This is a genomic window from candidate division WOR-3 bacterium (assembly GCA_039804165.1).
In the GTDB taxonomy this organism is placed as follows: Bacteria; Hydrothermota; UBA3072; order UBA3072; family UBA3072; genus JAFGHJ01.
On sequence record JBDRZZ010000024.1, the window covers coordinates 1 to 25207 of the forward strand.

The 25207-nt window shown below is 33.3% G+C and carries 26 protein-coding genes; 24 read left to right on the plus strand and 2 right to left on the minus strand.

The genetic code is table 11. The features are described from left to right. Window positions 1-429: 429 nt before the first annotated feature. The 24 genes from ABIN61_07595 (at window position 430) to queG (ending at window position 22904) form a co-directional block, all read left to right on the plus strand. Window positions 430-3051: a PAS domain S-box protein gene (locus tag ABIN61_07595; protein ID MEO0294062.1), complete on the plus strand. Its 2622-nt coding sequence runs from the start codon at window positions 430-432 to the stop codon at window positions 3049-3051. Between the two features lie 62 nt (window positions 3052-3113). Then, window positions 3114-4559: a lysine--tRNA ligase gene (gene lysS, locus ABIN61_07600; protein MEO0294063.1), complete on the plus strand. Its 1446-nt coding sequence runs from the start codon at window positions 3114-3116 to the stop codon at window positions 4557-4559. Further along, the gene (gene queF, locus ABIN61_07605; GenBank protein ID MEO0294064.1) at window positions 4556-4939 is read left to right on the plus strand and encodes a preQ(1) synthase; all 384 of its coding nucleotides are present in this window, start codon (window positions 4556-4558) and stop codon (window positions 4937-4939) included. Before lysS ends, queF begins: the two co-directional genes overlap by 4 nt. 86 nt (window positions 4940-5025) lie before the next feature. Then, window positions 5026-5499, plus strand: coding sequence for an acetyl-CoA carboxylase biotin carboxyl carrier protein (gene accB / locus ABIN61_07610; GenBank protein ID MEO0294065.1), 474 nt, complete (start codon window positions 5026-5028; stop codon window positions 5497-5499). A 2-nt stretch (window positions 5500-5501) separates the two neighbouring features. Further along, complete coding sequence (locus ABIN61_07615) at window positions 5502-6584, plus strand: PilT/PilU family type 4a pilus ATPase (protein ID MEO0294066.1); 1083 nt, start codon at window positions 5502-5504, stop codon at window positions 6582-6584. 3 nt (window positions 6585-6587) lie between these two features. Continuing rightward, window positions 6588-7934: an acetyl-CoA carboxylase biotin carboxylase subunit gene (accC, locus tag ABIN61_07620; GenBank protein ID MEO0294067.1), complete on the plus strand. Its 1347-nt coding sequence runs from the start codon at window positions 6588-6590 to the stop codon at window positions 7932-7934. 29 nt (window positions 7935-7963) lie between these two features. After that, window positions 7964-8560, plus strand: coding sequence for a Rab family GTPase (locus ABIN61_07625; protein MEO0294068.1), 597 nt, complete (start codon window positions 7964-7966; stop codon window positions 8558-8560). Then, the gene (locus ABIN61_07630; protein MEO0294069.1) at window positions 8561-9745 is read left to right on the plus strand and encodes a DnaA/Hda family protein; all 1185 of its coding nucleotides are present in this window, start codon (window positions 8561-8563) and stop codon (window positions 9743-9745) included. Window position 9746: 1 nt separating this feature from the next. Further along, complete coding sequence (locus ABIN61_07635; GenBank protein ID MEO0294070.1) at window positions 9747-11321, plus strand: tetratricopeptide repeat protein; 1575 nt, start codon at window positions 9747-9749, stop codon at window positions 11319-11321. After that, entirely contained in the window at window positions 11318-12106 is a 789-nt protein-coding gene (locus tag ABIN61_07640) for a protein-glutamate O-methyltransferase CheR (protein ID MEO0294071.1), read from the plus strand. The genes ABIN61_07635 and ABIN61_07640 overlap by 4 nt, the downstream gene beginning before the upstream one ends. Beyond that, the gene (locus ABIN61_07645) at window positions 12078-12560 is read left to right on the plus strand and encodes a chemotaxis protein CheD (GenBank protein ID MEO0294072.1); all 483 of its coding nucleotides are present in this window, start codon (window positions 12078-12080) and stop codon (window positions 12558-12560) included. Before ABIN61_07640 ends, ABIN61_07645 begins: the two co-directional genes overlap by 29 nt. Before the next feature lie 32 nt (window positions 12561-12592). Beyond that, entirely contained in the window at window positions 12593-13576 is a 984-nt protein-coding gene (locus ABIN61_07650) for a chemotaxis response regulator protein-glutamate methylesterase (GenBank protein MEO0294073.1), read from the plus strand. Continuing rightward, window positions 13569-14369, plus strand: a complete 801-nt coding sequence (locus ABIN61_07655) for a tetratricopeptide repeat protein (GenBank protein MEO0294074.1) — start codon at window positions 13569-13571, stop codon at window positions 14367-14369. Before ABIN61_07650 ends, ABIN61_07655 begins: the two co-directional genes overlap by 8 nt. Beyond that, entirely contained in the window at window positions 14359-15159 is an 801-nt protein-coding gene (locus ABIN61_07660) for an AAA family ATPase (GenBank protein ID MEO0294075.1), read from the plus strand. The genes ABIN61_07655 and ABIN61_07660 overlap by 11 nt, the downstream gene beginning before the upstream one ends. Then, window positions 15159-15818: a chemotaxis protein CheW gene (locus ABIN61_07665; protein ID MEO0294076.1), complete on the plus strand. Its 660-nt coding sequence runs from the start codon at window positions 15159-15161 to the stop codon at window positions 15816-15818. Before ABIN61_07660 ends, ABIN61_07665 begins: the two co-directional genes overlap by 1 nt. Next, window positions 15802-17457: a methyl-accepting chemotaxis protein gene (locus ABIN61_07670; protein ID MEO0294077.1), complete on the plus strand. Its 1656-nt coding sequence runs from the start codon at window positions 15802-15804 to the stop codon at window positions 17455-17457. Before ABIN61_07665 ends, ABIN61_07670 begins: the two co-directional genes overlap by 17 nt. A gap of 7 nt (window positions 17458-17464) precedes the next feature. Further along, a complete protein-coding gene (locus ABIN61_07675; GenBank protein ID MEO0294078.1) occupies window positions 17465-17893 on the plus strand; it encodes a chemotaxis protein CheW in 429 nt (142 codons plus the stop codon). After that, on the plus strand, window positions 17880-18326 hold the full coding sequence (locus ABIN61_07680; GenBank protein ID MEO0294079.1) for a phosphatidylglycerophosphatase A: 447 nt from the start codon (window positions 17880-17882) through the stop codon (window positions 18324-18326). The genes ABIN61_07675 and ABIN61_07680 overlap by 14 nt, the downstream gene beginning before the upstream one ends. Then, window positions 18319-18804, plus strand: coding sequence for a CinA family protein (locus tag ABIN61_07685; protein MEO0294080.1), 486 nt, complete (start codon window positions 18319-18321; stop codon window positions 18802-18804). The genes ABIN61_07680 and ABIN61_07685 overlap by 8 nt, the downstream gene beginning before the upstream one ends. A 7-nt stretch (window positions 18805-18811) precedes the next feature. Continuing rightward, window positions 18812-19354 carry an RNA 2',3'-cyclic phosphodiesterase gene (thpR, locus tag ABIN61_07690; protein ID MEO0294081.1) on the plus strand — a complete coding sequence of 181 codons (543 nt, stop codon included), beginning with the start codon at window positions 18812-18814 and terminating at the stop codon, window positions 19352-19354. Further along, complete coding sequence (locus tag ABIN61_07695) at window positions 19345-20346, plus strand: hypothetical protein (protein MEO0294082.1); 1002 nt, start codon at window positions 19345-19347, stop codon at window positions 20344-20346. Before thpR ends, ABIN61_07695 begins: the two co-directional genes overlap by 10 nt. 3 nt (window positions 20347-20349) lie before the next feature. After that, complete coding sequence (gene recA / locus ABIN61_07700) at window positions 20350-21384, plus strand: recombinase RecA (protein ID MEO0294083.1); 1035 nt, start codon at window positions 20350-20352, stop codon at window positions 21382-21384. Beyond that, the gene (locus tag ABIN61_07705; GenBank protein MEO0294084.1) at window positions 21338-21949 is read left to right on the plus strand and encodes a RecX family transcriptional regulator; all 612 of its coding nucleotides are present in this window, start codon (window positions 21338-21340) and stop codon (window positions 21947-21949) included. Before recA ends, ABIN61_07705 begins: the two co-directional genes overlap by 47 nt. Next, on the plus strand, window positions 21939-22904 hold the full coding sequence (gene queG / locus ABIN61_07710; GenBank protein MEO0294085.1) for a tRNA epoxyqueuosine(34) reductase QueG: 966 nt from the start codon (window positions 21939-21941) through the stop codon (window positions 22902-22904). Before ABIN61_07705 ends, queG begins: the two co-directional genes overlap by 11 nt. A 367-nt stretch (window positions 22905-23271) precedes the next feature. Here the strand turns inward: queG and ABIN61_07715 are convergent, their stop codons facing one another. Both ABIN61_07715 and ABIN61_07720 read right to left on the minus strand, forming a co-directional pair. Further along, a complete protein-coding gene (locus ABIN61_07715; protein ID MEO0294086.1) occupies window positions 23272-24828 on the minus strand; it encodes a bifunctional serine/threonine-protein kinase/formylglycine-generating enzyme family protein in 1557 nt (518 codons plus the stop codon). A gap of 27 nt (window positions 24829-24855) precedes the next feature. Beyond that, window positions 24856-25080 (minus strand): hypothetical protein, encoded by a 225-nt coding sequence (locus ABIN61_07720; GenBank protein MEO0294087.1) that lies wholly within the window; start codon window positions 25078-25080, stop codon window positions 24856-24858. Between the last annotated feature and the right edge of the window lie 127 nt (window positions 25081-25207).

Here is a 25207-nt window from a genome sequence, read left to right on the forward strand (position 1 = left end):
ATCCCACCTTGAGTCACTCATAGGAGCTTGAGAAACTAAAAGTAAAGAAAGAAATAATAACATAAAACCTCCTTTTTTTCTTTTTCTTGTTAAATTTGGTGTTTCCTCTTGAAGGATTTAAGAGATCTTTGAATCTTTATACTTTTCAAAAGAACAAATTTAACAAGAAATTTAAATCTTCTTAAATTTCTAAAAATTACCTTTAATCTGGATTAAAGTCTCTTTTATAAAGCTTAACGCTTTTTAGTTTTCTTCATCACCTCCTTTCAGTTTTTAAATTGTTAATTATAATATTCATTTTTTATTTGTCAATATATTGAAAAGTAATTAATACTTGACAAGAAAGATTTTTTTTGTTATTTTTTAAAAAATAAATATTATAAAATAATAGTAAAAAATTTTTAAATTTTATTTGATAGAGGGTTTGAAATGAAAAAAAGATTAAAACGAAAAGATAGTTTCTTTAATGCTTACGAAGAGAAAATAGAACTAATATTGGATGTTATGTCTGAACTTGTGGTTCTTCAAGACTCTAACCACCGAATTTTGTGGGCAAATAAAGCTGCCGGAGATTCTGTTAAGAAAGATCCAAAAGCTCTTCTTGGTAGGAATTGCTTTGAAATCTGGGCTAAGAGAAAGAGAGTTTGTGAGAAATGCCCTGTTGATAGAGCTTTGAAGAGTGGTGAAGTAGAGGAAGGAGAAATAGAAACATCCGATGGTAGATTTTGGTTAATAAAAGGCTATCCAATAAAAAATGATGAAGGGAAAGTGGTGAACGTTTTAGAAGTTACAAGTGATATAACAAAAAGAAAAAAAATAGAACAAGTGTTAAGAGAAACAGAAGAACTGTATAAAACACTTGTTGATACCTCCCCTTATGGAATCACAGTGACAGACTTAGATGGAGAAATAACTTTTGTTTCAAAGGGAACTCTTGAAGCACATGGATATAAAGGAGCAGAAGAAGTTATTGGGAAGAAAGCTCTTGATTTATTTGCACCTTTTGAAAGAAAAAGAGCAAGGGTAGAATTTAGTGAGCTTCTAAAAGGAAAAGTGATAAAGAACGCAGAATATACTTTGTTGAGAAAAGATGGTTCCACTTTTATTGGAGAGATTTCTGCTTCTTTAATAAAAAGTAAAGAGGGAATTCCTCAGGCTTTTATGGGCTGTATGAGGGATGTAACAAAGAGAAAGGAATATGAAAAAAGTCTAAAGGAGAAAGAAGCCTTTAATTATGCATTATTTAATTATAGCCCTGCCGAGACCATTGTTGTGGATAAGAAAGGCAGGATAATTAAGACAAATCTTGCGAAAAGACGGTCAGGGAATAGAATTCCTAAAATTGGAGATGTGATGTATAAAGATTATGGGGGAAAACACGAGATAGATATGCACAAAGAATTGATGGATTGTATAAAGAGAGGGAAAGGAAAAGAGTTTCCTGTAATGAAATATAAAGATAAGTATTTGTCTATTAGTATAGCCCCTTTCCCTGAAGGAGCGATAATAATTTCTGAAGATATAACTGAGAGGATAAAGGCAGAAAAAGCTTTAAGGGAAAGTGAACAAAAATTTCGTTCAATTGTGGAAACACTCCCAGGATTTCTTACAATAACAGATAAAGAAGGGAGGAATTTTTATGTAAGTCAAAATTGTAAAGAAATTACAGGGTATTCGAAAGAAGAGTTGGAAAATAAGTTTGTTTGGTGGGTTCATAAAGACGATGAGAAGAAAGCAAGGAAAGTTTTTGAGGAAGCTTTAAGAAATCATAAAGGTGGTAGAAATTTTGAATATAAGGCTATAAGGAAAGACGGAAGTGTTTGGTATGCTTCCAGTTCCTGGGAACCAATGATAGATGAGAAAGGAGTTTTTCAAGGATTCGTCCTTCATACAATTGACATTTCTGACCGTAAACTAATGGAAGAAGAAATGTTGAAAGCTCAGAAACTTGAATCCATTGGTATTCTTGCTGGAGGAATTGCTCACGACTTCAATAATTTTCTTACAGGAATCCTTACAAATCTCTCTCTTGCAAGATTAAAAATAAACCCAGAGGATGAGCTTTATGATATAATAACCGAATCTGAAAGAATTGCTCAAAATGCCAAAAGCTTATCACATCAACTATTGGTTTACTCTAAAGGTGGAGTTCCTGTAAAGGAAAAAGCTTCTATAAAAGAATTAATTATGGAGTCTGCAAATTTTGTTCTTACAGGTTCTAAATCAAAATGTAATTTTGATTTTCAGGAGGATCTTTGGGAAGTGGAGATAGATAAAGGACAAATGATTCAGGTTATGAACAATTTGTTTTTTAATGCAATTGAGGCTATGCCTGGGGGTGGTTTTATATATGTTAAGGCAGAAAATGTGGAAGTTAGTGAGAAAGAAAATTTACCTCTTGAGGAAGGTAAGTATGTAAAGATAACTATAAAGGATACAGGGATTGGAATTCCTAAGGAACATTTATCAAGAATATTCGATCCCTTTTTTACAACAAAGGAAAAGGGGAGTGGGCTTGGTCTTTCAACAGTTTTCTATATAATTAGAAAACATAGAGGGTATATCTATGCAGAATCTGAGTTAGGAGTTGGTAGTTCTTTTTATATTTATCTTCCAGCTATTCCTGAGCAGAGAGAAAGACAAAAGATAGAAAAGAAATTAATTGAGTATAAAGGAAAAGTTTTAATTATGGACGATAAATCTTTTATAAGGAAGGCAGCAAAAAAGGCTTTAAGTTTGCTTGGATATGAAGTGGGGGAAGCCGAAAATGGAGAAGAGGCAATTATTTTGTACAAAGAGGCAATGGAAAATAGAGAGCCTTATGATGTAGTGATTCTTGATCTTACAGTTCCTGGAGCTATGGGAGGTCTTAAAACTTTGAAAGAACTAAAGAAAATTGATCCAAAGGTGAAAACTATTGTCTCTAGTGGTTATTCTGATGACCCTGTAATGGCTGATTATAAAAAATTTGGATTTGATGGAATAATTAGAAAACCTTATGAATATAAAAAACTCGTTGAAGTTGTTAGCGCTTTAGTAGAGAGAAAGTAGAATTATCCGGGACACCGTTCAATCCCTGTTGACATTATTAAAACTTTTGTTATATTCCATCCATGAGTGAAGTGCTTGATCAAGTAGAGTTTAGGAAACAACATCTGGAAGAAATAAGAAAAAGAGGGATAAATCCTTATCCTTATAAATTTGATCGAACCGATTTTAATAAGAATATTAAAGATAATTTTGCTTCTTTTGAGAACAAAAAAGTGGCTTCTGCAGGAAGAATTATGAAAATCCGTAGCCACGGTAAGAGCACATTTTTAGATATTCAGGATTTTTCGGGTTCTATTCAGGCTTATTTTAATAAAGAGCTTCTTCCTAATAGTTATGATTTAATCAAATATCTTGATATAGGAGATTTTTTAGGGGTGTCTGGGAGGTTGACAAAGACAAAAACTGGTGAAATTACAATATTTGTAGAAGACTTTGCTATCCTTGCAAAGTCTCTCCATCCTCTTCCTGAGAAATGGCATGGCCTTAGTGATAGAGAGGAATGTTATAGAAAGCGATATTTAGACCTTGTTTCAAATGAAGAAAGTATGAAAGTTTTTAAGACAAGAAGTCTTATAATTCAAGAAATAAGAGATTTTTTGAATGAAAAAGGATTTATTGAGGTTGAAACCCCTATTCTTCAGGTGAGATATGGTGGTGGATTTGCGAAACCTTTTAAGACTTATCAGGAGTCCCTTAAGAAGGAATTATATTTGCGTATTGCTGATGAGCTTTATCTTAAACAACTTATAATAGGAGGGATGGAAAGAGTTTACGAGATTGGAAAAGATTTTAGAAACGAAGGAATTGATCGATTTCATAATCCTGAGTTTACAATGTTGGAACTTTATCAGGCTTATGCTGATTATTATGATATGATGGAGATTGTTGAAGAACTTTTTAATCGCCTTCTTGATCGTTTTGTTGGTTCTAAGGTTTTAGAATATCAAGGTAAAAAAGTTTCTTTTGAAAATGGATGGGAAAGGCTATCTTATTATGAAGGTCTTAGAGAGAAAACCGGTATTGATTTTAGAGGCCTTTCTTTTCAGGAGGTTAAGAAAAAAGCATTAGAGTTGAATGTAAAGGTGGAAGGGTTATATACAACAGGAAAAATTCTTGAAGCTATCTTTAAGGAATTTGTAGAGCCCTCCATTGATAAACCAACCTTTATAATGGATTATCCAAAAGATATTTCTCCTCTTGCAAAAGATAAAAGGGACGAAGAGGGAATTGTAGAGAGATTTGAACCATTTCTTTTTGGTATGGAGATTGGAAATGCCTATTCAGAGCTTAACGATCCAATTGAACAAAGAAAAAGATTTGAGGATCAAGCAAAGCTAAGAGAAAAAGGGGATCTTGAAACAGAATCTTTTGATGAGGATTTTCTTTTAGCACTCTCTTATGGGATGCCTCCCACAGGGGGATTAGGGTTAGGAATAGATAGAATTGTTATGATTTTACTAAATCAATCTTCAATTAGAGATGTAATTTTATTTCCTCAACTTAAATGAAAGAAGATTTAAGTAAATTAAAAAAAAATGGAGAAATTTTAGTAAGACTGCCAAATCAATTTCCGGAAGCTGATTTTCCCGTTGAGTTTGAAACTTCAGAACTAACAGCCTTATGTCCTTTTAGTGGCCATCCTGATTTTTATACTCTAAAGATTAGATATAAACCAAAAGACTTTATTGTAGAGCTAAAGAGTGTTAAGCTTTACATTGAGAAATTTAGAAATCTGAGGGTAACTCATGAGACCCTCCTAAATATTATATTTGAGCATTTTAAGTCCCTTTTATCACCCAAATATCTTTTTGTAGAGTTAAAAGTTAATGTGAGGGGTGGGATAAAAACAACTCTTTTTAGAGAAGAAGATTTTGTTCCCGTAGTTTAGAAGGCTTTTATATAAATTTACAAAAAGAGTTAACCTCTTGACTTATTAATGCTTTGTTTTTATAATTTAAAAATGGAGGAGACTCAATGAATATCAAATTTATCAAGAATTTAATAAATGTATTAGAAAAGAGTAATATAGAAGAGATTGAAATTCAACGCTTTTGGACAAGAATAAGATTGACAAAGAATAAACAAGAGAAGAGTTCTCTCCCTAAGACAAAAACTTTAATTTCAGAAACAATAGAGGTCAAAGAAAAAGAAGAAAAGAAAGTTGAAGAAAAGCCAATAAAGGAAGAAGTAATAAAAGAAGATAAAGATCTCCATATTATAAGATCTCCAATGGTTGGAACTTTTTATCAAGCTCCTTCTCCAGATGCTCCTCCTTATGTGGAGGTTGGGGATGTGGTTAAGAAAGGAGATGTAGTTTGTATCATAGAAGCTATGAAAATAATGAATGAGATTGAGTCTGATGTTAGAGGAGAAATTGTTGAAATTTTAGTCTCTAACGAACAGCCTGTAGAATATAATCAACCATTATTTGTTGTGAGGAAATTATAGCTATGGATATTAAGCCACTTTTAAAGAAAATGATAGAGGTAGAAGCTTCGGATCTCCATCTTAAAGTTGGGATACCCCCAATTTTGAGAATTAATGGGGAACTCGTTCCTATGGAGATGAACAAACTTACAAAAGAGGATCTCAGGATAATCGCTTCTTCCCTTATGACAAAGAAACAACAGGAGGCTTTTTTAAGGGAGAAAGAGGCAGATTTTGGAATTGGAATTCCAGGGATTTCTAGGTTTAGAGTCAATATATACGTTCAAAGAGGAAGTATTGCTCTTGCCATAAGACCTATTTCAAGAGAAATAAAAACAATTGAAGAGTTAAATTTACCTCCTGTTTTAAATGAGTTAGCTTCTCTACCAAGAGGTTTAATTCTTGTTACAGGAACAACAGGTTCGGGGAAATCAACAACTTTAGCGTCAATGATTGATCAAATTAATAAGAGTAAAAGAAAGCATATCATTACTATTGAAGATCCAATTGAATATCTCCTTATAGATAAAAAGTCTATCATTTCTCAAAGAGAGATTGGAACAGACACTAAAAGCTTTGCTAATTCTCTAAAGTATATCTTGCGTCAAGATCCCGATATCATAATGATTGGAGAAATAAGAGATGCAGAAACAATGGAGACAGCTTTAAAAGCAGCAGACACTGGACATCTTGTATTTTCAACACTTCATACTCTTAATGCGGCAGAGACAATAAATAGGATAATTACATTCTTTCCTCCTTATCAGCATCAGCATATAAGAGTTCTACTATCGAGTGTCTTAAGAGGTATAATTTCTCTCCGATTGCTTCCTAAAAAAGATGGAACAGGCCGAATTCCTGCTACAGAAATTCTTGTTTCTACTCCAACAATAAGAGAATATTTGCTGGATGAACAAAAGACTCCCTTAATTATGGAAGCTATTAGAGAAGGCACAAAATATGGAATGCACTCTTTTGATCAAAGTGTGATGGATTTATATAGGAATGGGATTGTGGATCTTGAGACTGCTTTAGAGAATGTTAATAATCCAGATGAATTTAAGATGAGACTTAAAGGGATTGAACAGACTTCTAAACGCTGGTAAGAGATGGAGAAAATCCTTATCGCTAATAGAGGAGAGATAGCTCTTAGAATAATAAGGGCGGCAAAGGATTTGGGAATTAAAACCGTTGCAGTTTTTTCAGAACCAGATAAGGATTCACTTCATGTTAGATTCGCGGATGAGGCAGTTTGTATAGGAGATGGCCCACCTACTGAGAGTTATTTGAATATCTCTAGAATAATTGCAGCTGCAGAAATTACTGGAGCAGATGCAATTCATCCCGGATATGGTTTTTTAGCTGAAAATCCTTCTTTTGCAGAAATATGCGAAGAAAATAAATTCATTTTTATTGGTCCTTCTTCAGAAGCTATAAGAAAAATGGGAGATAAGGCTGAGGCTAAAAAATTTATGAAGAGCGCTGGAGTTCCTGTGACTCCCGGAAGTGAGGGGGTTATTGAAAATGTAGAAGAAGCTATTTCAGTTGCGAATGAGATTGGTTATCCTATTCTTATAAAGGCTGTCGCTGGAGGTGGAGGAAGAGGAATGAGATTAGCAAGAAATGAAAAAGAACTCAGAGCAGGTTTTGTAATGGCTCAGTCTGAGTCACAAGCTGCTTTTGGAGACAATAGAGTTTATATAGAGAAGGCAATTGAGAATCCAAGACATATAGAAATCCAAATCCTTGCAGATTCTTATGGAAATGTTATTCATCTTGGAGAAAGGGAATGTTCCATTCAAAGAAGGCATCAAAAATTACTTGAAGAAGCTCCTTCTCCTTTTGTCTCTCCCGAGCTAAGGGAAGAGATGGGCGAAGCGGCAAAGAGAGGGGTAAAAGAATTAGGTTATAGGTCTGCAGGAACTGTTGAATTTATAGTTAACGAGGATGGCTCTTTCTATTTTATGGAAATGAATACAAGAATTCAGGTAGAACATCCTATAACAGAATTGGTGACAGGATTTGACATATTGGCAGAACAGATTAAAATTGCAAATGGTGCTCCTCTTGAGATAAAGGATCAAAGGGAAGTGCAAATTAAAGGCCATGCAATAGAAGTTCGTATTAACGCCGAAGATCCAAAAGCTTCCTTTGCTCCAAGACCAGGAACGATTCATCATCTATATCTTCCAGGAGGAGCAGGGGTAAGAGTGGATTCTCACATCTATGAGGGTTATACAGTTCCCCCTTATTATGACTCTCTTTTGCTTAAATTAATTACCTACGGTAAAGATAGAGAAGAGAGTAGAAGGAGGATGCTTAGAGCTATAGACGAATTTACAATTAGGGGGGTTCCTACTACTGCCCCTCTTTTTAAGGAAATCTTAAATCATCCAGATTTTATTAAGGGAAATATAAATACGAATTTTCTTAAAAAGCTAAAGATATTAGAATAGGATTTTCGACATAGAGGTTAGTTAATTTAATGGCTGTAATTAAATATGCATCAAGAGAAATTGTTTGTAAGATTGTTTATTATGGACCTGGAAGGGCGGGAAAGACTACCAATGTTAAATACATTTTTTCAAAAATTCCAGAGGACAGAAAATCTGATATTATTTCAATGGCAACTAAGCAAGATAGGACATTATTCTTTGACTTTATGCCAGTAGATCTTGGTACTTTTAAAAACTTCAATACAAGGCTACAAGTGTATACGGTTCCAGGACAGGTTATCTATGATTCTACAAGGAAACTGGTTTTAAGAGGAGCTGATGGAGTTGTATTTGTTGCTGATTCTCTTAGAAGTAGAATGGAAGATAATATATGGAGTTGGGAAAATTTGATTGAGAATCTGAAAGAGAATAATATCAATATCGAAGAAATTCCTATAATTATAGAATATAATAAGAGAGATTTAGAAGATATAGCCTCTATAGAAGAATTGGAAGCGCAATTGAATCCTGATCATTATCCTTCTTTTCCTTCTATTGCTACAACCGGAGAAGGGATAATAGAGGTTTTTAAGGCTATTGGAGTTGAAGTTTTAAAGTCTGTTAAGATTAAACTTGGAGAAGAATAATTGAAAGAGATAATTTATTCTAAATTTAATATTGCAGCTATTAAGGCTATAAGAAAAGCTCTAATGGGAAGGGAGGTAAATCCTCTTTTTATATATGGACCTTCGGGTTCAGGTAAGAGTTTTCTTGTTGAAAATATGCAAGAGGAATTTAAAGGTAAATCAAAACTTGTCGAGGCAGAGGATATTAATCCTAGTCTTTTAGAAGAGTGTAAAGAAATTAATTTACTTATAATTGAAGATCTTGAGACTATACCTACCACAAAAGTTATAATGGATATTCTTTTTGATTTACTTAGAGAGTTTACGGAAAATGAGAATAAACAAATAGTCCTTACAGCAAATCGTCACCCAAAAGGTTTGAATTTGCCTGAAAGAATAATGGCTAAGATTGAAATTGGTGTTACGGTTCCCATAAAGGAGTTTGATCCTTTTTCTAAGAAAAAAGTTATTGAAATCCTTGGTAAAGGTTTGCCTAAGACCTTCTTAGCAAAGCTTGAGAAAAAAGACATAAGGACAATGAGTCAAGCGATAGGAGCTGTAAAAAAAGTTAGGCTATTTGGATATGTCCCTGATGAGAGGGATGAATTAAGAGAAGAAAAGGAGAAAGAAAAAGAAGAGGTAAGAAAGAAAGAGGAAATAAAAAAACAAGTGGGAGAATTTGAGAAATTTATTCAAGAGGTAAAAAAGGGATTTCCTGAAGAGATTGTTGAGACAGAAAAGGCAGAGATTTTGCGAGATGAGTATAGGGCTAAGATGTTTGTTTGGGAAATGAAAGGTTTTAACACCGATAGGATAAAAAAAGTTATAGATAAAGAGTTGGATTTACTAACCGGAGAATTTGTTTCTTATACAACAGACATTCAGAGATTGATAGAGTTACAGAAAAGGTATGGTATGCTAGCAATAGATAATCTTATAAAGAATGGGATTCTTAAGGAAGAAGAGAAGAAAGAAATAGAAGCTAGTCTTTTTAATCCCGATAAGGTTGAATGGCTTACAAAAACAATTGAGAAATTAGAAGAAGAAGAGGATAGTTTGGCGGAGAAGGTTCATAGAAGGCTTGAGATTTCAAGAAGGAAGTCTCTTGGGGGAAGGAAACTTTCGAAAGAGAAAATGGAGAATTTGGTTAAAATATTATCTATTAACTTACAAGATGAAAGTTTTAGGCTTTTAGAGGATTTTTAATATGCCTATAAAAGGTTCTCTTTCAGACATTTCAATTATGGATCTCTTACAAATGCTTCATTTGGGGAGTAAGACGGGAGAACTTGCTATAACAAACGAAGAGAATCTTGTATATCTTTACTTAGAAGGAGGGAATCTTACCCATATTCATTGGATGAATAGGAAAGATAGATTAGGGTCTATTCTTTTAGAGAATGGAGTAATTAATGAAGAACAGTTAAAAGAAGCTTTAGAGCTCCAAAAAGAAAAAAAGAATGTTCCTCTTGGAGAAATTCTTTTAGAATTAAATTTAATAGATAAAGGAACATTAGCAGAATATATAAAGAAACAGATGAGAGACACCATAATAGAGCTATCAGGATGGACAAAAGGATATTTTGTTTTTGAAGCACGAGAATCCTGTCAAACCGAAGGTTTACCAGTTTCTATTAGGATAGATGATGTTCTCCTTGAATCTGCCGCATTTAAAGATGAATTGGCTGCCTCTTCTTTGCCGGATAAGAATTCAATACTCGTGATTTCTCCTGAGTTTAAGGATCTTTCTACTCTAACAGAAGAAGAGAGAATGGTTTTAAATAAAGTAGATGGAGAGAAAAATCTTTCTTCTCTTATAAGTGTTATTCCTATAGAAGAGTTCAAAACATTAAAAATTCTTTCTGATTTGTTGAAGAAAGGGGTTTTGAAGGAGTTAAAGGTTGAAAAGGAGTCTCTTATAAAAGAGAGAGAAAAAATAGAAGAGCATAGGAACTTAGGAGTTGCTTTTGTTAAGATAGGAATGTTAAATGAGGCTTTGAGAGAGTTTAATAGGATTCTTGAATTAACTCCAAATGATTCTGAAGCCCTATTTTACAAAGGAATAATAAATTTTAAGATGGGTGAACTTGATGAAGCTGAGAGGTTATTTAAAGAGAGCTTAAAGTCTAATATTAGAGCTTCAACGTTGAATAATCTTTATTTAATAAATGAGCTTAAAGGAAATACTGAGGTTGCTTTAGATTATTTATCTCAAGCTTTAAAAATAGAAGAAAGTAATGAGAAAATTCTTCTAAATAAGGCCATTATATATTTAAAACTCAAAAAATATGACGAGGCTCTGGATATATTGAATGGAATTAAAGTTAAGAATCCTTATATAGAGTTTTATCGCAGTTACATTATGATAAGAAAAGAGAATATTGAAGAAGCAATAAATATTTTAGAGGAAGGTCTATCAATGGCACCAGAATTTGGAGAATATTTCTATAATCTTGGTAAATTGTATGAGTTTACAGGAGATGAGAAAAAGGCCGCCGAGATTTACCAAGAAGGATTAAAGTCGGATCCTAATTGTTTGGTTCTTTCTAAAGCACTAATTGATTATTATTATAAAAATAAACTCTTTGATCTTTGTGAGGTAAAAATTGAAACTCTTATATCTGGAGGGGTGCAAGATTGGGAATTGTATTTTAAGAAAGGGAATATCCTTTATCAAAGGGGAAAAGCAAAAGAGGCGATTGAGTTATGGAAGAAAGCATTGGAATTGGATCCAGAAAATAAATTGATAAAGAGAACTATTGAACTTGCAAAGAAGGCATGAATAAATTTGAGAATAGAGAAATTGAAGTAGTTTTTACAGCAATAAAAGATTTTTTAGATTTTGAACCGGAGAATTATAAGGAAAAACCTTTATTGAGAAGAATTCGTTATAGAATGAGGAAAGTGGGCGTTGAGAATTGGGAAGATTATGCTGAGTTAATTAAAACTAATGATGGAGAAAGAGAAAATCTTAAAAAAGCTCTAACTATAAATATTACGAGTTTCTTTAGAGATAAAAGTGTGTTTGAGACTCTTAAAAGTAAAATTCTTCCTTCTATTAAAGAACCTTCAATTTGGAGTGCAGGTTGTGCTAATGGTGCAGAACCTTATGCTATTGCAATTCTTTGTAAGGAGCTTAATCTTAAATGCTCAATTTTAGGAACAGATATTGATGAAGATTCTATAGAAATGGCTAGAAAAGGAGAATATGAGGAAATTGAACTTTTTGAGTTACCAATAAATTATAAAATAAAATATTTTGAAAAAATTGAAGGTAAATATAGAATCATTCCAGAAATTAAAAGCCTTGTAGAATATCAGGTTCTTGATTTAAAAGATGCAGATTTTGAAAATAAGTTTGATTTAGTGGTTTGTAGAAATGTTCTTATATACCTTAAAAAGGAGTTTCAGGAAAAGATTCTTTTGACTTTCTGGAAAGCCTTAAGAGGAGATGGATTTTTAGTTCTTGGAAAGGTTGAGATGTTACCTGAGAGGTTAAGAGGTTTCTTCCATACAGTGGATTTAAGAGATAGAATTTATGTTAAGGGAAAAGGGATTGTTAGTTGAAGCTGGAAGTTTTAAGATAGCTTGTCCTCCAATGGTTCTTACAATAAATGGACTTGGTTCTTGTGTAGCAGTTGCTTTATACGATGTGAAGAAAAATTTAGGTGGAATGATTCATTTTATTCTTCCTGAAAATCCTGGGGATAAGAAGAAAGAAAAATATGCGGATTCTGGGATTCCTCTACTTTTAAATAAATTAATAGAGGCTAAAGGGGAGAAGGAGAATATTGTTGCAAAAATGGTGGGAGGAGCAGTAATGTTTCCTAAATTTATAGAAGATGCAGAGAATTCTATAGGGAAGAGAAATGTAAGGAAAGCAAGAGAAATTCTTGAGAACCTTGGAATTAAAATTGTGGGAGAGGATACTGGGGGAGATTATGGAAGATCTGTGAGTTTTGAGTTAAGAAGTGGAAAGGTTTTCATAAGTTCATATAAAAATGGAGATAAGGTAATTTGATTGACGTTTTAGTTGTTGAAGATTCAGCTTTTATGAGAAAAGTTCTCTGCGAAATTTTAAATAGAGATCCTGAAATTAATGTTATTGATACGGCGGCAAATGGAATTGAAGGGGTTAGGAAAAGTATTCTACTTAAGCCAGATGTGATAACAATGGATGTTGAGATGCCTCATATGGATGGAATTGAAGCTGTAAAAGCAATAATGAGAGAAGCTCCAACTCCTATAATAATGATCTCTGCTTATACAAAAAAAGGAGCCCAGAAGACAATAGAAGCTCTTGTGGCTGGAGCTATTGATTTTGTTGAGAAACCTGGGGGGCCAATTTCTCTCAATTTAAGAGAAGTAAAGGATGAGATAATTAGAAAAGTGAAGATAGCCTCAGAGGTTAATCTAAAAGGAAGTAGAAAGAAAGGGGAAAAGATTAAATCAAATAAGGAAATAAAAGGGGAGACTTTGGTTATAATAGCAGCTTCTGCAGGGGGGCCTAAAGTTATAAATTCAATATTTGAAAAGTTGCCCTCCAACTTCCCTGCTCCTATAATTGTGGTTCAGCATATGCCAAAACTTTTTACAAAAGTTTTTGCGGAAAGGTTAAATGAAATTTCAGATTTGTCTGTTGTTGAAGGGAGGAATGGCGATCTTCTTGAAAAGGGCAAAGCTTATATTGCTCCTGGTGATTTTCACCTTGAAATTACAGAGACAAGGAGGATAAAATTAAGCAAGGCTCCTCCAATTCATGGAGTAAGACCTTCTGCTGATGTGACGATGAATTCTGCGGCAGAAAAATTTAATGGTAACATTGTTGGCGTTATTCTTTCTGGAATGGGGAAAGATGGAGCTATAGGGATAAGGAAGATTAGAAAAAGGGGAGGGTTCATAATTGCGCAAGACGAAGAGACTTCTATTGTTTTTGGAATGCCTAAGGTGGCTATTGAGAGCGGTTGCGTAGATTTAGTTCTACCATATTATGAAATTGCAGATAAATTAATTGAATTGGTCAAAGGAGATGTTTGAAAAAATAAAAAATTTATTATTAGAGATTGAAAAAACCGGAGTAAAGGAAGAAAAGGAAGAGAGATTAAGGATGATCCTTTCTACGATAAAAACGATTAAACAAGAGCTCCTTGAGATAGAGAAAAAAGCGAAAGAGTTATTGGGAGAGAAAGAAAATAACTTTAAGGGAATGGTAAAAGAGACTATAGATTCAACTGATTTTATTAGGAAGATTCAATCGGCGAGAGTTAATATTACAACTTTGATAGATAAGGGATGGAATCTAATAGTTAGCGGAAAATATAAAGAGGCAGTGGAGACTCTTAATAAGGCAAGAAAAATGGATTCTGAAAATACGAAAGTTTATAACCTCTTAGGTTGGGCTTATATAAATCTTGAGGAGTACGATAAAGCTTCTCTTATTTTTCAGGAAGTTTTAAAAATTGATCCTCATAACGAGATGGCCCAGGTGAATCTTGGCTATATTAGTTATAAAAAAGGTTTATATGGAGAAGCAATTGAGAAGCTTTCTTTAATAGAGAAAAACGCAAAGGATAAACAAGCAGTTCTTTACGCCTTATTTTATCTTGGAGTTATGTATTACGAAAGAGAAATGCTTGATGATTCTATAGAATTTCTTAATAAAGCAATAAGTCTTGGACCAAATTTATATGAAGCTTATTATTATTTAGGGAAAGCTTATCAGAAGAAAGGCTTACCTAATCTTTGTTCTCAAATTTGGGAGAAGTTGATTAGTGTTAATAAATATAATGTCTGGGCACAAAAAGCGAGGCGTGAATTAGATGGTAAATGAGTATTGGGGACTTTCTAAAAAACCTTTCTCTAATACTCCAGATTTAAATTTTATGTTTAATAGCAATGGATTTGAGGAAGGTTATGCAAGACTTCTTTATAATATAACTGAGATAAAAGGAGGGCTCACTCTTATTACAGGAGATGTTGGTTGTGGCAAAACTTATCTTGCAAATGCATTAAGAGAAAGTTTAAAAAAGCAAAATGCTCTCCCTTTTATAATAGGAAACCCAAAATTATCTTCAAATCAATTGATAAAAGTAATTCTGCAAAAAATAGGTATTGAAGAAATTCCAAGGTTTAAACTTGCAATATTAAACCTTTTAGAGAAAAAACTTGAAGAACTTAATAATAAGGGGATTATAGTTGTAGCTTTGATTGATGAAGCCCAGATTCTTTCCTTAGATGCTCTTAGAGAGGTGCGTCTTCTTCTTAACCTGGAGACTTCTCAGGAGAAGCTATTACATATTGTTTTGCTTGGTCAACCAGAATTAAAAAGAATAATAGATAGGGTTCCCCAACTAAAGCAAAGAGTTAACGTTCGTTTTCATCTTGAGCCTCTTTCGAAAGAAGAAACCAAAGCTTATGTTATTCATAGGCTTAAAGTGGCAGGAAGCGAAAGAGAGATATTTGAGGAAAGTAGCTTGGATAAGCTATATGAGGTGAGTAAGGGAATTCCAAGAGTTATAAATAATATTGCTCAAAATGCTCTTTTTGTGGCTGCGACCGAGAATTTGAAGAAGATCCCTCCTGAGATAATAGAGGCTGTTGCTTTTGATTTGGAGGTCTAGTGAAAAAAAAGAAGATAAGCTTTAAAAAAATATTATCACAAGAGAAATTAGAGCTTCCTAAAGAGAAATCTGAAAGAATAAAGCCGGAAAGGACTAAATTCGAAAGAAAGTTTTTTTCTGAAGGAAAGCTTATTAAAAAGAAGGATAAGGTTGAAGAAAAAGAAGTTCTTGAACCCTTAGTAAAAAAGAAAATTGAGAAAAAGAAAGAAGAGATAATGATTGTGAGAATAGGAGAGGAATATTATGGAATTCCACTTTCAGATGTAGAGGAAATAAAAAAGGATTTAAGATTAACTAGCACCTCTCAGTCAGAGTTTCTTATTGGCATTGCAGAATTGAGAGACTCAATTATTCCAGTAGTAAATTCTTGGCAAATCTTAGGGTTAAAGATGGAAGGCGAGAGATTAAAAGATGCTTTTCCGGTTGTTGTTTTAAGAGTTTCTAACGAACTTGTGGGATTAGAAGTTTCTGAGATTGTAGAAATTGTGGAAATTTATGAGAATGAAATTTTGCCTTTACCAGATGTTTTTCCTCCTAATCTTTTCTCTGGCGGATATTCTTATAAATCCAAAATTGTGGGTGTTCTAAACATTGGCAATTTATTGAAAGGGAAACAAATTCAATCATTTAAGGAGAAATTAGATGAAACTATCAAATAAAATTGCTTTAATTTCTACTGTTTTGAGTATTTTAATTGGAACTCCAATATTATTTTCTTCTCTTTATTGGTTTCTTTCTCCTGAGAATTATAAAGATATATTTTTAAATCTCTTGAGTGCTACTTTATTTCTTTCCTTTGTCTTTTACTTTATAGAAGAGAATAAATTAAAAAAAGCAATTGTTATTGGAGATGGAGAGATTCTTTATAGCATTCCAATGATATATGGTTTTCATATATTTTTAAATTTTGGAGTATTCCTTTTTCTATTTTATTTGATTTTAAGATCTCTTTTTGGGTTTCCATCTTTAGAGGAAATCTTTAAGGCTCTTTTTTCTTTCCTCTCTATAGGAGGGTTAGAATTCAGTATAATTTACTTTTTGAGTTTTTCTTTGCTTTCTCCTAAGTTCAAAGAACTCAAAGATTTTAAATTTAAAGGTCTTAATTTGGGTAAGAAGATCTCTTTTTTTGGAAGTTCTGTTATTATTTTTTCTTTCTTTGTTGGTTATATTGCCTCAAAAAGTCCTTTTTGTTTAATTTATCTTATCTTTGCTCCTTTTCTCCTTTGGGTTTTAATAAAAATTGTGAGAGAACCTATTTTAGAGATTCGGGAGAAACTTCAAAATTTTACAAGAGATTTTTCTGTGATTGAGAGAAAAGTTATTTCTGGAGATGAGATAGAGGAGATAGACGATTCTGTTACTCTTTTTATTAAGGATAGAAATTCTTTGATTTTTAGATTAAAGGATGCCTATGAGAAGATTAATACTCAAGCAGAAGCAATACTTACCGGTATAGAAAGATTAGCTTCTTCTACAAGTAAAGTTAATAAATTTATAAATGAAATCTTGAGTATTAAGGATGAAAGTGGAGGAGTAATTAATTCTGTTCATAAGAAAAACGAAGGAATTTATTCTCTTTCTACCGAGATAGAATCTCAGATTAAGACTTTTATTCATTCATCTAAAGATTCTATTGATCTTGCAAACTCTACAGAATTGAGAACTGAAGAGAAGGTAGAGAGAATCACTGCTTTCGTTAAGAAGGTTAAGGAAGGTTCAAGGGTTTTAGAAGAGCTCTCCAAAGCTTTTGAGGAAATTAAAGAAATTAATTTTCTTATGGAACAGATCTCCGAAGATACAAATTTGCTTGCCCTAAATGCTTCAATTGAAGCTGTAAGGAAGGAGGGAGAGGAAAGCAAGGGTTTTGCTGTGATTGCCGAGGAGATTCGAAAATTGTCAAATGACTCTGCTTCTTATTTGGAAAAAATAAGAGAGAATATAAAAAGGATGGATGAGGCTGTGAATTCTATAGTTGCCACAACAGAAGAGTCAATTTCTATCTTTGAAGAGACTAAATCGATAATTCAGAAGACAAAAGAAGATTTAAAGAAGATCTCGGAATCAATCGTGATTAACACAAACATGGCAGAGCAAATTTCAGGGATTCTAAAGGAAGGATACGAATCTACAGATGAGATAAGGAAGTTATCCAATAAATTATCCCAATTAAATGACAAACAAGTAGAAAATGCATTATTAGTTTTAAGGGAAATGGAGGAGGAGACAGCTTCAATAGAGGAAGCTAGAATGAGGATTCAGACATTAATTTCGCTTACAGAGAAAATTAAGGAGCTTTAAAGGGATATTGGAGAAACTGCTGATATTCTCTATAGATAATATTTTTTTCGGCGTTAACATTAATGAAGTTGAAAGTTTAGGTAGGTTAAAGAGGATAAGAAGGATTTCTAAAATTCCAAAGTGGATCGGGGGATTTGTAGAAAAGGGAGGAAGAAAAGTGCCTTTTGTTAAAATTTGGGAAATTCTAAGGTTAAATTCTCAAGAAAGAGGGGTTTTACTTTTCCCAAAATACATAGATTATTGTGCTTTTCTTATTTCTGGAGTGAAAGGAATTTATGAGCTCGAAATTGATAGGGAAGCAACCGACTTTTATTCTTTATCTTATTTAAAGGGATTTGGAATCTTTCAAGATAAAGTAGTCCTTCAGGTTAATTTAGAAGGGCTTTTAAAAGAGGAGCAAAAGAGAGAAATAAAGAGATTAAATGAAAAGGGATAGGAATTCTCTTGAGAAAATAATTGGAAGCTTATTCTTTTTGGGAAAAATAAAAGGAGGAGGGACTTATTCTTCTTTTATTACGGCTTTTCTTCTTTTTTTATTTCTTGATTGGTCTTCTCTTTATTACTTTATAATTGGATTTGTTTTAATATTGCTTAGTTTCTTGTTATCTTTAAGAATTTCTGAAGATCCTACTTGGTTCACTCTGGATGAGGTTAGTGGGACGATTGTGACTTTTGCTTTTCATGGTAAAAGTTTATCAGTATTAATTCTTGGTTTAGTGCTTTTTCGTTTTTTTGATATTTTTAAGATTCCTCCATTAAAGAAAATTGAGCATCTAAAAGGTGGAATAGTTTTAGATGATATTTTTGCAGGGATCTTGGCAAGTATTTTTTTGTTTGTTTTGGACTTTATTAAATCTTTATATGGATAGGAAAGTTATAAACTTGGTTTTAGAAGTGGGAGAACTATTAAGAAAGAAGAAATGGACTATTTCAGTGGCAGAGTCTTGTACAGGTGGACTTTTGGGTAGTTTTCTTACCTCTATTCCTGGAAGTTCTGATTATTTTAAAGGAGGAATAATTGCTTATTCTAATGAGATTAAGGAGAAATTGCTTTCAGTTTCTTCGGAAACTCTGAGAAAATTTGGAGCAGTTTCGGAGGAAGTTGTTAAAGAAATGGCTTTTGGAGTCAAAAGAATTTTAAGAACCGAAGTTGGATTATCTATTTCAGGTATTGCAGGCCCTTCTGGAGGGACCAAAGAAAAACCTGTAGGAACTGTAGTTTTGGGAGTTGACATTCCAGGAAAGACTGTTACTAATATAGTGCATCTTAAGGGTGAAAGGAATAAAATAAGGAGAGAGGCAAGTTTAAAAATTTTAGAAATTTTAAAGAGTTTACTGGAGGTTTAAAATAAGATTGTTTATAGGAATCGAAATACCTCAAGAGGCAAAGGATTTAATATCAAACCTTTGTAAAAAACTTCCTCCTTTTTCTTTTATTAAGTGGGTGGAGAAGGAAAATTTACATATTACTTTAAGATTTTTGGGTGAAACAGATAAGCGCACCTTGATTGAAGAAAAGATGAAGGAAGTTGGCGGAAAGTTTACTCCTTTTAAGGTTTCTTTGAAAGGTGTGGGAGCTTTCCCTTCTCTTAAAAGAGCAAGCGTTATTTGGGTTGGAATAGAAGAGGGAAAGAATTTTTTAAAAGGATTATATTTGACTCTTGAAGATAAGATAGTTCAGCTTGGGTTTAAAAAAGAAGAGAGAGAGTTTACCCCACATATAACTCTTGGGAGAGTGAAAAGGGGTAAATACAGCTTACCAGAGGGTATTGATTTTTCTTTTGGAGCTTTTCCTGTAGATAAGATTACTCTTTTTAAAAGCACTTTAAGAAAAGAAGGACCTATATATGAGGTCTTAGCTAAATTTCCTTTAATAGGAGGTAACCCTTGCCTGTAGAAGTAAGTTTTCCTGTTCCGGTAGCTTATTTTTTCCTCGTTTTGTTTTTGAGTTTTATGTCTGCTTCTATTAAGCAGTCTAAGGTTATTGATTTTTTTGGTGAAAAAATTTTGGGGGAGAAAAATAGTAGAAAGGCCATTCTTATGCTTATTGCTCTCTCGTATCTTTTATCCCCTTTTTTTCTTTCTTTTGTTCTTATTACTTATTTTCGCAATTGGATCCTTAGGTTTGAAGAGAAGGCTAAAACTTTAACTTTACTTATTCTCTCTACATTGATTGGAAGTATAATCACACCTTTTGGCAATCTTCAAAATGTTTTTATAGTGCTTGCGTTTGGGAACGGAAAACCTGGGATAAGTATTTCTTCTTTTGTTTCCATAATGCTTCCTCTTTGGGTATCAGGGTTTTTTGCTCTTGTCCTTATTTCTTATTTTATCTCTAAAGGGGAGGAGATTAAAAATATAAGAAAGTCTGTAAAGATAAGAAAAAAGGAATTGGTTTTTTCTATTATTCTATTTCTTTTTATTCTTGGGTACTTTAATATTGGTAGGCAATACAATTTTAACCTTTTGGGGCTTATTATTATTGGAGGGATATTCTCCCTTGTTTTTATGGGCATGGAAACCTTAAAGGCTGTAAATTGGGAACTCTTAATCCCAGTAGGAATCTCTTTTGTGTTTTACTACTTATTCAAGTACTTACCTATAGGTATTTTTAACGTTAACCCATTTATAATATACTCTATCGGAGTTCTTGGAGCTAGTGGTTTTTCTTCTAATGTTCTTGCATTTATTCTTCCTTTTTTAAGTAGAAATGTAAGTTTTATTCTTTATTCTATTTCTGTTGGAAGTATTGCAAGTGTTTTCGGTTGTTATGAGCTAATATTGTTATTTATAAGGACTAAAGAAGAGAAGATAAATAAAGTTCTTTTGTTTGGAGTATTTATGGTGTTTTTAGTAATATCTATTTTATTACTTTTTGGGAGGAGGTAATTTATGGACAAGGATAAAGAAAAGGCTCTTGAAGCAGTTATGAGTAAAATAAACAAGCAGTATGGGGAAGGGGCATTGATGAAGTTGGGTAGTAAAGAGACAATAGAAGTTCCATATATACCAACAGGTTCTATTTCCCTTGACTATGCACTTGGCATAGGAGGAATACCAAAAGGTAGAGCAATTGAAATATTTGGAATGGAGGCTTCTGGTAAAACCACTCTTGCTCTTCATATCGCTGCTGAAGCACAGAAAAGAGGAGGAACAGTCGCTTTTATAGATGTAGAGCATGCCCTTGATCCTCAATATGCAAGAAATCTTGGGGTGAACACAGATGATTTATTAATTTCTCAACCGGACACCGGAGAGGAAGCTTTGGAGATAGCTGAAATGTTGGTTAGAAGCGGTGCAATAGAACTTATAACGATTGATTCGGTCGCAGCACTTGTTCCAAAAGCTGAAATTGAAGGTGAGATGGGAGACGCTCACATAGCTTTAAGAGCACGCCTAATGTCACAAGCTTTACGAAAACTAACAGGGGTTTTGAGTAAAGCTTCAACTTCTGCCGTTTTTATAAACCAAGTTAGGCAGAAAATAGGGATAACTTTTGGGAATGCTTATACAACTCCAGGAGGGCTTGCTCTTAAGTTTCACGCTTCTGTGAGATTGGAGATAAGAAAAGTTAGTAATTTGCAGCAAGGAGAGGAGTCCACTGGGATAAGAGTAAAAGTTAAGGTTGTGAAGAACAAACTCGCCCCTCCCTTTAAAGAAGCAGAGTTTGACATAATGTATGGATCTGGCATATCAAAAGAAGGGGAACTCATTGATCTTGGGCAGTCTTTGAATCTTATTGAAAAATCAGGAGCTTGGTATACTTATGGAGGAATCTCACTTGGACAAGGTAGAGAAAATGCAAAGCTTTTCCTAAAAGATAATCCTGAGATATCTAAAGAACTGGAGGTGAAGATAAGGAAGGCACTCAATATCTATCATGAAAATAACCAGGATAGAGGAACAGAGGAAAAAGGACAGGGTTAATGTTTATATAAATGGAAGATTCTCCTTTGGTTTATATAAAGACACTCTTATTAATTTTCATCTTTACGAGGGTAAGGAAATTTCAGAGGAAGAGATTGTTTCTATAAAAGAATATGAAGAATTAGTGGGAGCAAAGGAGAAAGCAAGGAGATACATTTCCTATAGAGAAAGATCAAAGAAAGAAATTGAAAATTATCTTAAAAACAAAGGTATTCAAGAAGGAATTATAAATAAGGTCTTAAGCGATTTTGAAAAAGTTGGGCTAATAGATGATAGGAGATTCGCTTTAAGTTGGATAAAAAATAGAAGTAATGCAAACCCAAAAGGGAGATTTGCCATAAAGATGGAGTTGTTGTATAAGGGTGTTCCAGAAAATGAGATGGAAGATTTATTAAGAAGTATTGATGAGAAAGAGAATGCAAGAAAAGCAATTGAGAAAGCAGTTAGGAAGTATAAAGGTAAGCCAAATAAAAAAGAAAAGGTTATTGAGTATTTAAGGAGAAGAGGCTTTGAGATGAGTACTTTAAGAGAAGTGGTAAAAGAATTTTTTAGAAATGGATCTTAAGAAAAGAATCAAAGAGAAAGCGATAGAAATAGGTTTTGACCTTTTTGGGGTAACCACATTAGAGCCTTCCATTTATAAAGAAGAGTTTTTATCTTCTTTGGAGAGATACTCTTATTCTGATCTTGAATATTTAAAAAGAAATATTGAAGAAAGAGTTAATCCAAAGTTAAGATTTCCCTGGGCAAAGAGTGTTATTGTAGTTGGAATAAACTATTGGCAAGGGCCTCTTCCAGAGTTAAGAGAAGGGGAAGTAAGAATATCAAGATACGCATTAGGTAAAGACTATCACGAAGTTATGAGAGAAAAATTGACTATTCTTTCAGAATTTATTATTAAAGAAGTTGGTGTAAGAAAAGTAAAAGGATACTCAGATACAGGGCCTCTACCAGAAAAAGAATTGGCTAAAAGAGCAGGTCTTGGATGGATAGGGAAAAATACACTTTTAGTAACCGAAGAATTTGGGTCCTGGGTTTTTCTTGGAGAATTACTTATTGATTTTGAACTTGAACCGGATAGAGAGAAGGAAAATAAATGTAGAGATTGTAAGATATGTGTGGATGTTTGTCCGAGTAACGCTCTTTATAAACCTTACTCTTTGGATCCTGGGAAGTGCACTGCATATTGGACTGTAAGTAGAGGTGATTATTTACCAGAATGGTTTCCTTCTCCTTTAAACGAATACATTTTTGGATGCGATATATGTCAGGAAGTTTGTCCTTTCTCAAAGAATGCAAGGCAAACTAAAATTAGAGAATTTCTTCCTTCTAAGAAGTTAATCAATCCATCCTTAGAATTTCTACAATCTCTTTCGGATAAAGATTTTAATAATTTGTTCGGCGAGACTCCAATATCCTGGGTGGGTAAGAGGATTCTTATCCGCAATTTAAAAGCTTTTGCTAAAGGATGCTCTTCTAATTCATCTTCAAATTTACCTTTAAGTTCCTTTAGGTCTTAGCAGAGTTTCTTTAATTTGAACTTCTCACTGAGGTATAAAATCACCTTTAGTTTTTAACACCGTTTAAACTTCTTATTAAATTTTATTAAAAAATTTCTTTAACTCCTAAAGAAAATCGGTTTAAGCCCAAGTCTCTTTTTATTGCACGAACAACAGGCTATACTATTTTTTTTTCACTTTATTAGAGACGGCTTTCGGAAAATTGTGGATGGGAGAGGTAATAAACTATTAATGAGCTGGAAATAGTTATTTCTTGACCTTCTTGGTTTTTGTATGTAGAGATAAGCAAATGTGGATTTTCTTTTTGCATTTTTTCTTAGGAAGTATCAAAAAGAAATTCAGAGCATATCTATCTAATCTTTTTACTCTACTCAATGTCAAAGAATCCTATCCAGCTATAAATATTTCTTTCTGGGATTTTTATTTCCTCTGGATTAAATATTATCAGATTCCCACCGCAAAGAGGACAACTTTCCATTTTACCTTCTAATGGAGGTAAAGTCCTTTTATTTTCTTTTACTTCTTTAGCGCACCTGAAGCCAAATATATTCTTTTGTGAAGTCTCGCCCGTTGATTCCTCATGCGATGCTATATAATGAAGCGCGGGCAATCCTAAGAGTTCACAGGAAACAGCCCAAGAGCCTCCTCTAAGATATTTATAAGAAGGAGCCTGAGGCAAGGGCTCATTTACCCATTCAAACACATTTCCCACCATTTGATAACAACCATACGGGCTTTTCCCTTCGGGATATTTATCAACAGCAACAGGTCCATAATTTCCAGACTCTGCGGTATTGCAAAAACTAATATTATACTCATCACCCCAAGGATAAAGTCTTCCATCGGGGCCTCTTGCAGCTTTTTCCCATTCATCACCGGTTGGCAATCTCAGGCCTGCCCATTCACAATAAGCTAAAGCATCCTTGTATGAAACATTAGTGACAGGGAAATTAGCTTCCTCTGGTGGATATGGAGGGTCTTTAAATCCCCAATCTTTCCAATGCGAAGGAATTTTTCTGTATCCAGTCTCTTTAATGAATCGATAATACTGCTCATTTGTAACAGGATAAATGTCTATCCAGAAAGAAGGAAGTTCCAATTTTTGATATTTTTCTTCGTCCAAGAGTTCTTTTATATCTGGTCTATTATATTTTCTCAATATTTTTCTTTTTTGTTCTTCATTTAAACCTTTATAGAATACCCCACCAGGCACTTTTACCATTTTGTGACCATGATACTCTATGAGGGCTTCCTCTTCTTCTCTTTCTATTCTCTTGAGAACCACAAATCCACAAGACACGCATCTTAAATTTTCTTTTATTTTTACTTCGCCTTCTTTTATCTTTTTTAATAACTTGATCAATTCTTCTCTTAGTTCTCTAAAAGATTGATATCTTTCAGATGGCGATCTTTTTAAACATTTTTCCAATATTCTTTTAAGTTCAATCGGTATATCCTGGTAAAAATCTAAGTCATTTTCTACAAAAGGTATTTTTCCTCCTAACAATTCATACATTGTTACGCCAAAAGAATAAATATCTGATGAAGGCATAACAGATTCATAGTTTAGCTCTTGTTCTGGAGACTTATACGGTGAAGTTCCCGGTGTTATAATATGGCGGCCGAACCCCGAAGTCAAGCTTGATGGTTGAACAAATTTAGCAAGACCGAAATCGATAATTTTTATTTGATTTTTCTTTGTAATGAGTATATTATTTGGTTTTATATCTCTATGAACAAATGCTATGGCAGGATTTTTGGGATTCATCTGGTTGAATGCTTTAAGCAATTCTTCACTTATGTACATCATTCCATTACAGAATGATATTCCAATATGGATCACTTCAAGTGGAGAAAGATAATTGAAGCCTGTTTTCTCCCCATGCGTTTGAAGAAATGAAGAGAGATCCTCAGCATCGGTTATAAATTCACATTCAAAAAACGGTTGCCCCTATTCTGTGAACCAGTAATCGATGCCCCTCAGCACATTAGGATGCCCCTGTGCTTGACACAAAATTTTAGCCTCTCTAATAAAAATTAAATAAATATATTCTCCAATACTTAAAGGACGATCTATGATTTGCTCACTATCAATAGATTTTACTAAGCTCCAGCATGAGGAAAGATTGTATTCTTCCCATATTTTTCTACAAATAGTTTTTATCACAACTTTCATTTGTCTCCTTGAGCAAAATGCAAAATACACTCTGCCAAGGCCACCTTCCTTAATATCAAAAACCTTGAAAGAATCTTTTATAAGCTCACCATTTTGAAATTCTAAATAACCCATTGCTTATTTCTCC

What these genes read in the sequence shown, in the direction of transcription:
- ABIN61_07595 (MEO0294062.1), top strand. Translation starts at nt 430, where the DNA reads ATGAAAAAAAGATTAAAACGAAAAGATAGTTTCTTTAATGCTTACGAA.
- lysS (MEO0294063.1), top strand. Translation starts at nt 3,114, where the DNA reads ATGAGTGAAGTGCTTGATCAAGTAGAGTTTAGGAAACAACATCTGGAA.
- queF (MEO0294064.1), top strand. Translation starts at nt 4,556, where the DNA reads ATGAAAGAAGATTTAAGTAAATTAAAAAAAAATGGAGAAATTTTAGTA.
- accB (MEO0294065.1), top strand. Translation starts at nt 5,026, where the DNA reads ATGAATATCAAATTTATCAAGAATTTAATAAATGTATTAGAAAAGAGT.
- ABIN61_07615 (MEO0294066.1), top strand. Translation starts at nt 5,502, where the DNA reads ATGGATATTAAGCCACTTTTAAAGAAAATGATAGAGGTAGAAGCTTCG.
- accC (MEO0294067.1), top strand. Translation starts at nt 6,588, where the DNA reads ATGGAGAAAATCCTTATCGCTAATAGAGGAGAGATAGCTCTTAGAATA.
- ABIN61_07625 (MEO0294068.1), top strand. Translation starts at nt 7,964, where the DNA reads ATGGCTGTAATTAAATATGCATCAAGAGAAATTGTTTGTAAGATTGTT.
- ABIN61_07635 (MEO0294070.1), top strand. Translation starts at nt 9,747, where the DNA reads ATGCCTATAAAAGGTTCTCTTTCAGACATTTCAATTATGGATCTCTTA.
- ABIN61_07640 (MEO0294071.1), top strand. Translation starts at nt 11,318, where the DNA reads ATGAATAAATTTGAGAATAGAGAAATTGAAGTAGTTTTTACAGCAATA.
- ABIN61_07645 (MEO0294072.1), top strand. Translation starts at nt 12,078, where the DNA reads ATGTTAAGGGAAAAGGGATTGTTAGTTGAAGCTGGAAGTTTTAAGATA.
- ABIN61_07650 (MEO0294073.1), top strand. Translation starts at nt 12,593, where the DNA reads ATGAGAAAAGTTCTCTGCGAAATTTTAAATAGAGATCCTGAAATTAAT.
- ABIN61_07655 (MEO0294074.1), top strand. Translation starts at nt 13,569, where the DNA reads ATGTTTGAAAAAATAAAAAATTTATTATTAGAGATTGAAAAAACCGGA.
- ABIN61_07660 (MEO0294075.1), top strand. Translation starts at nt 14,359, where the DNA reads ATGGTAAATGAGTATTGGGGACTTTCTAAAAAACCTTTCTCTAATACT.
- ABIN61_07670 (MEO0294077.1), top strand. Translation starts at nt 15,802, where the DNA reads ATGAAACTATCAAATAAAATTGCTTTAATTTCTACTGTTTTGAGTATT.
- ABIN61_07680 (MEO0294079.1), top strand. Translation starts at nt 17,880, where the DNA reads ATGAAAAGGGATAGGAATTCTCTTGAGAAAATAATTGGAAGCTTATTC.
- ABIN61_07685 (MEO0294080.1), top strand. Translation starts at nt 18,319, where the DNA reads ATGGATAGGAAAGTTATAAACTTGGTTTTAGAAGTGGGAGAACTATTA.
- recA (MEO0294083.1), top strand. Translation starts at nt 20,350, where the DNA reads ATGGACAAGGATAAAGAAAAGGCTCTTGAAGCAGTTATGAGTAAAATA.
- ABIN61_07705 (MEO0294084.1), top strand. Translation starts at nt 21,338, where the DNA reads ATGAAAATAACCAGGATAGAGGAACAGAGGAAAAAGGACAGGGTTAAT.
- queG (MEO0294085.1), top strand. Translation starts at nt 21,939, where the DNA reads ATGGATCTTAAGAAAAGAATCAAAGAGAAAGCGATAGAAATAGGTTTT.
- ABIN61_07720 (MEO0294087.1), bottom strand. Translation starts at nt 25,080, where the DNA reads ATGAAAGTTGTGATAAAAACTATTTGTAGAAAAATATGGGAAGAATAC.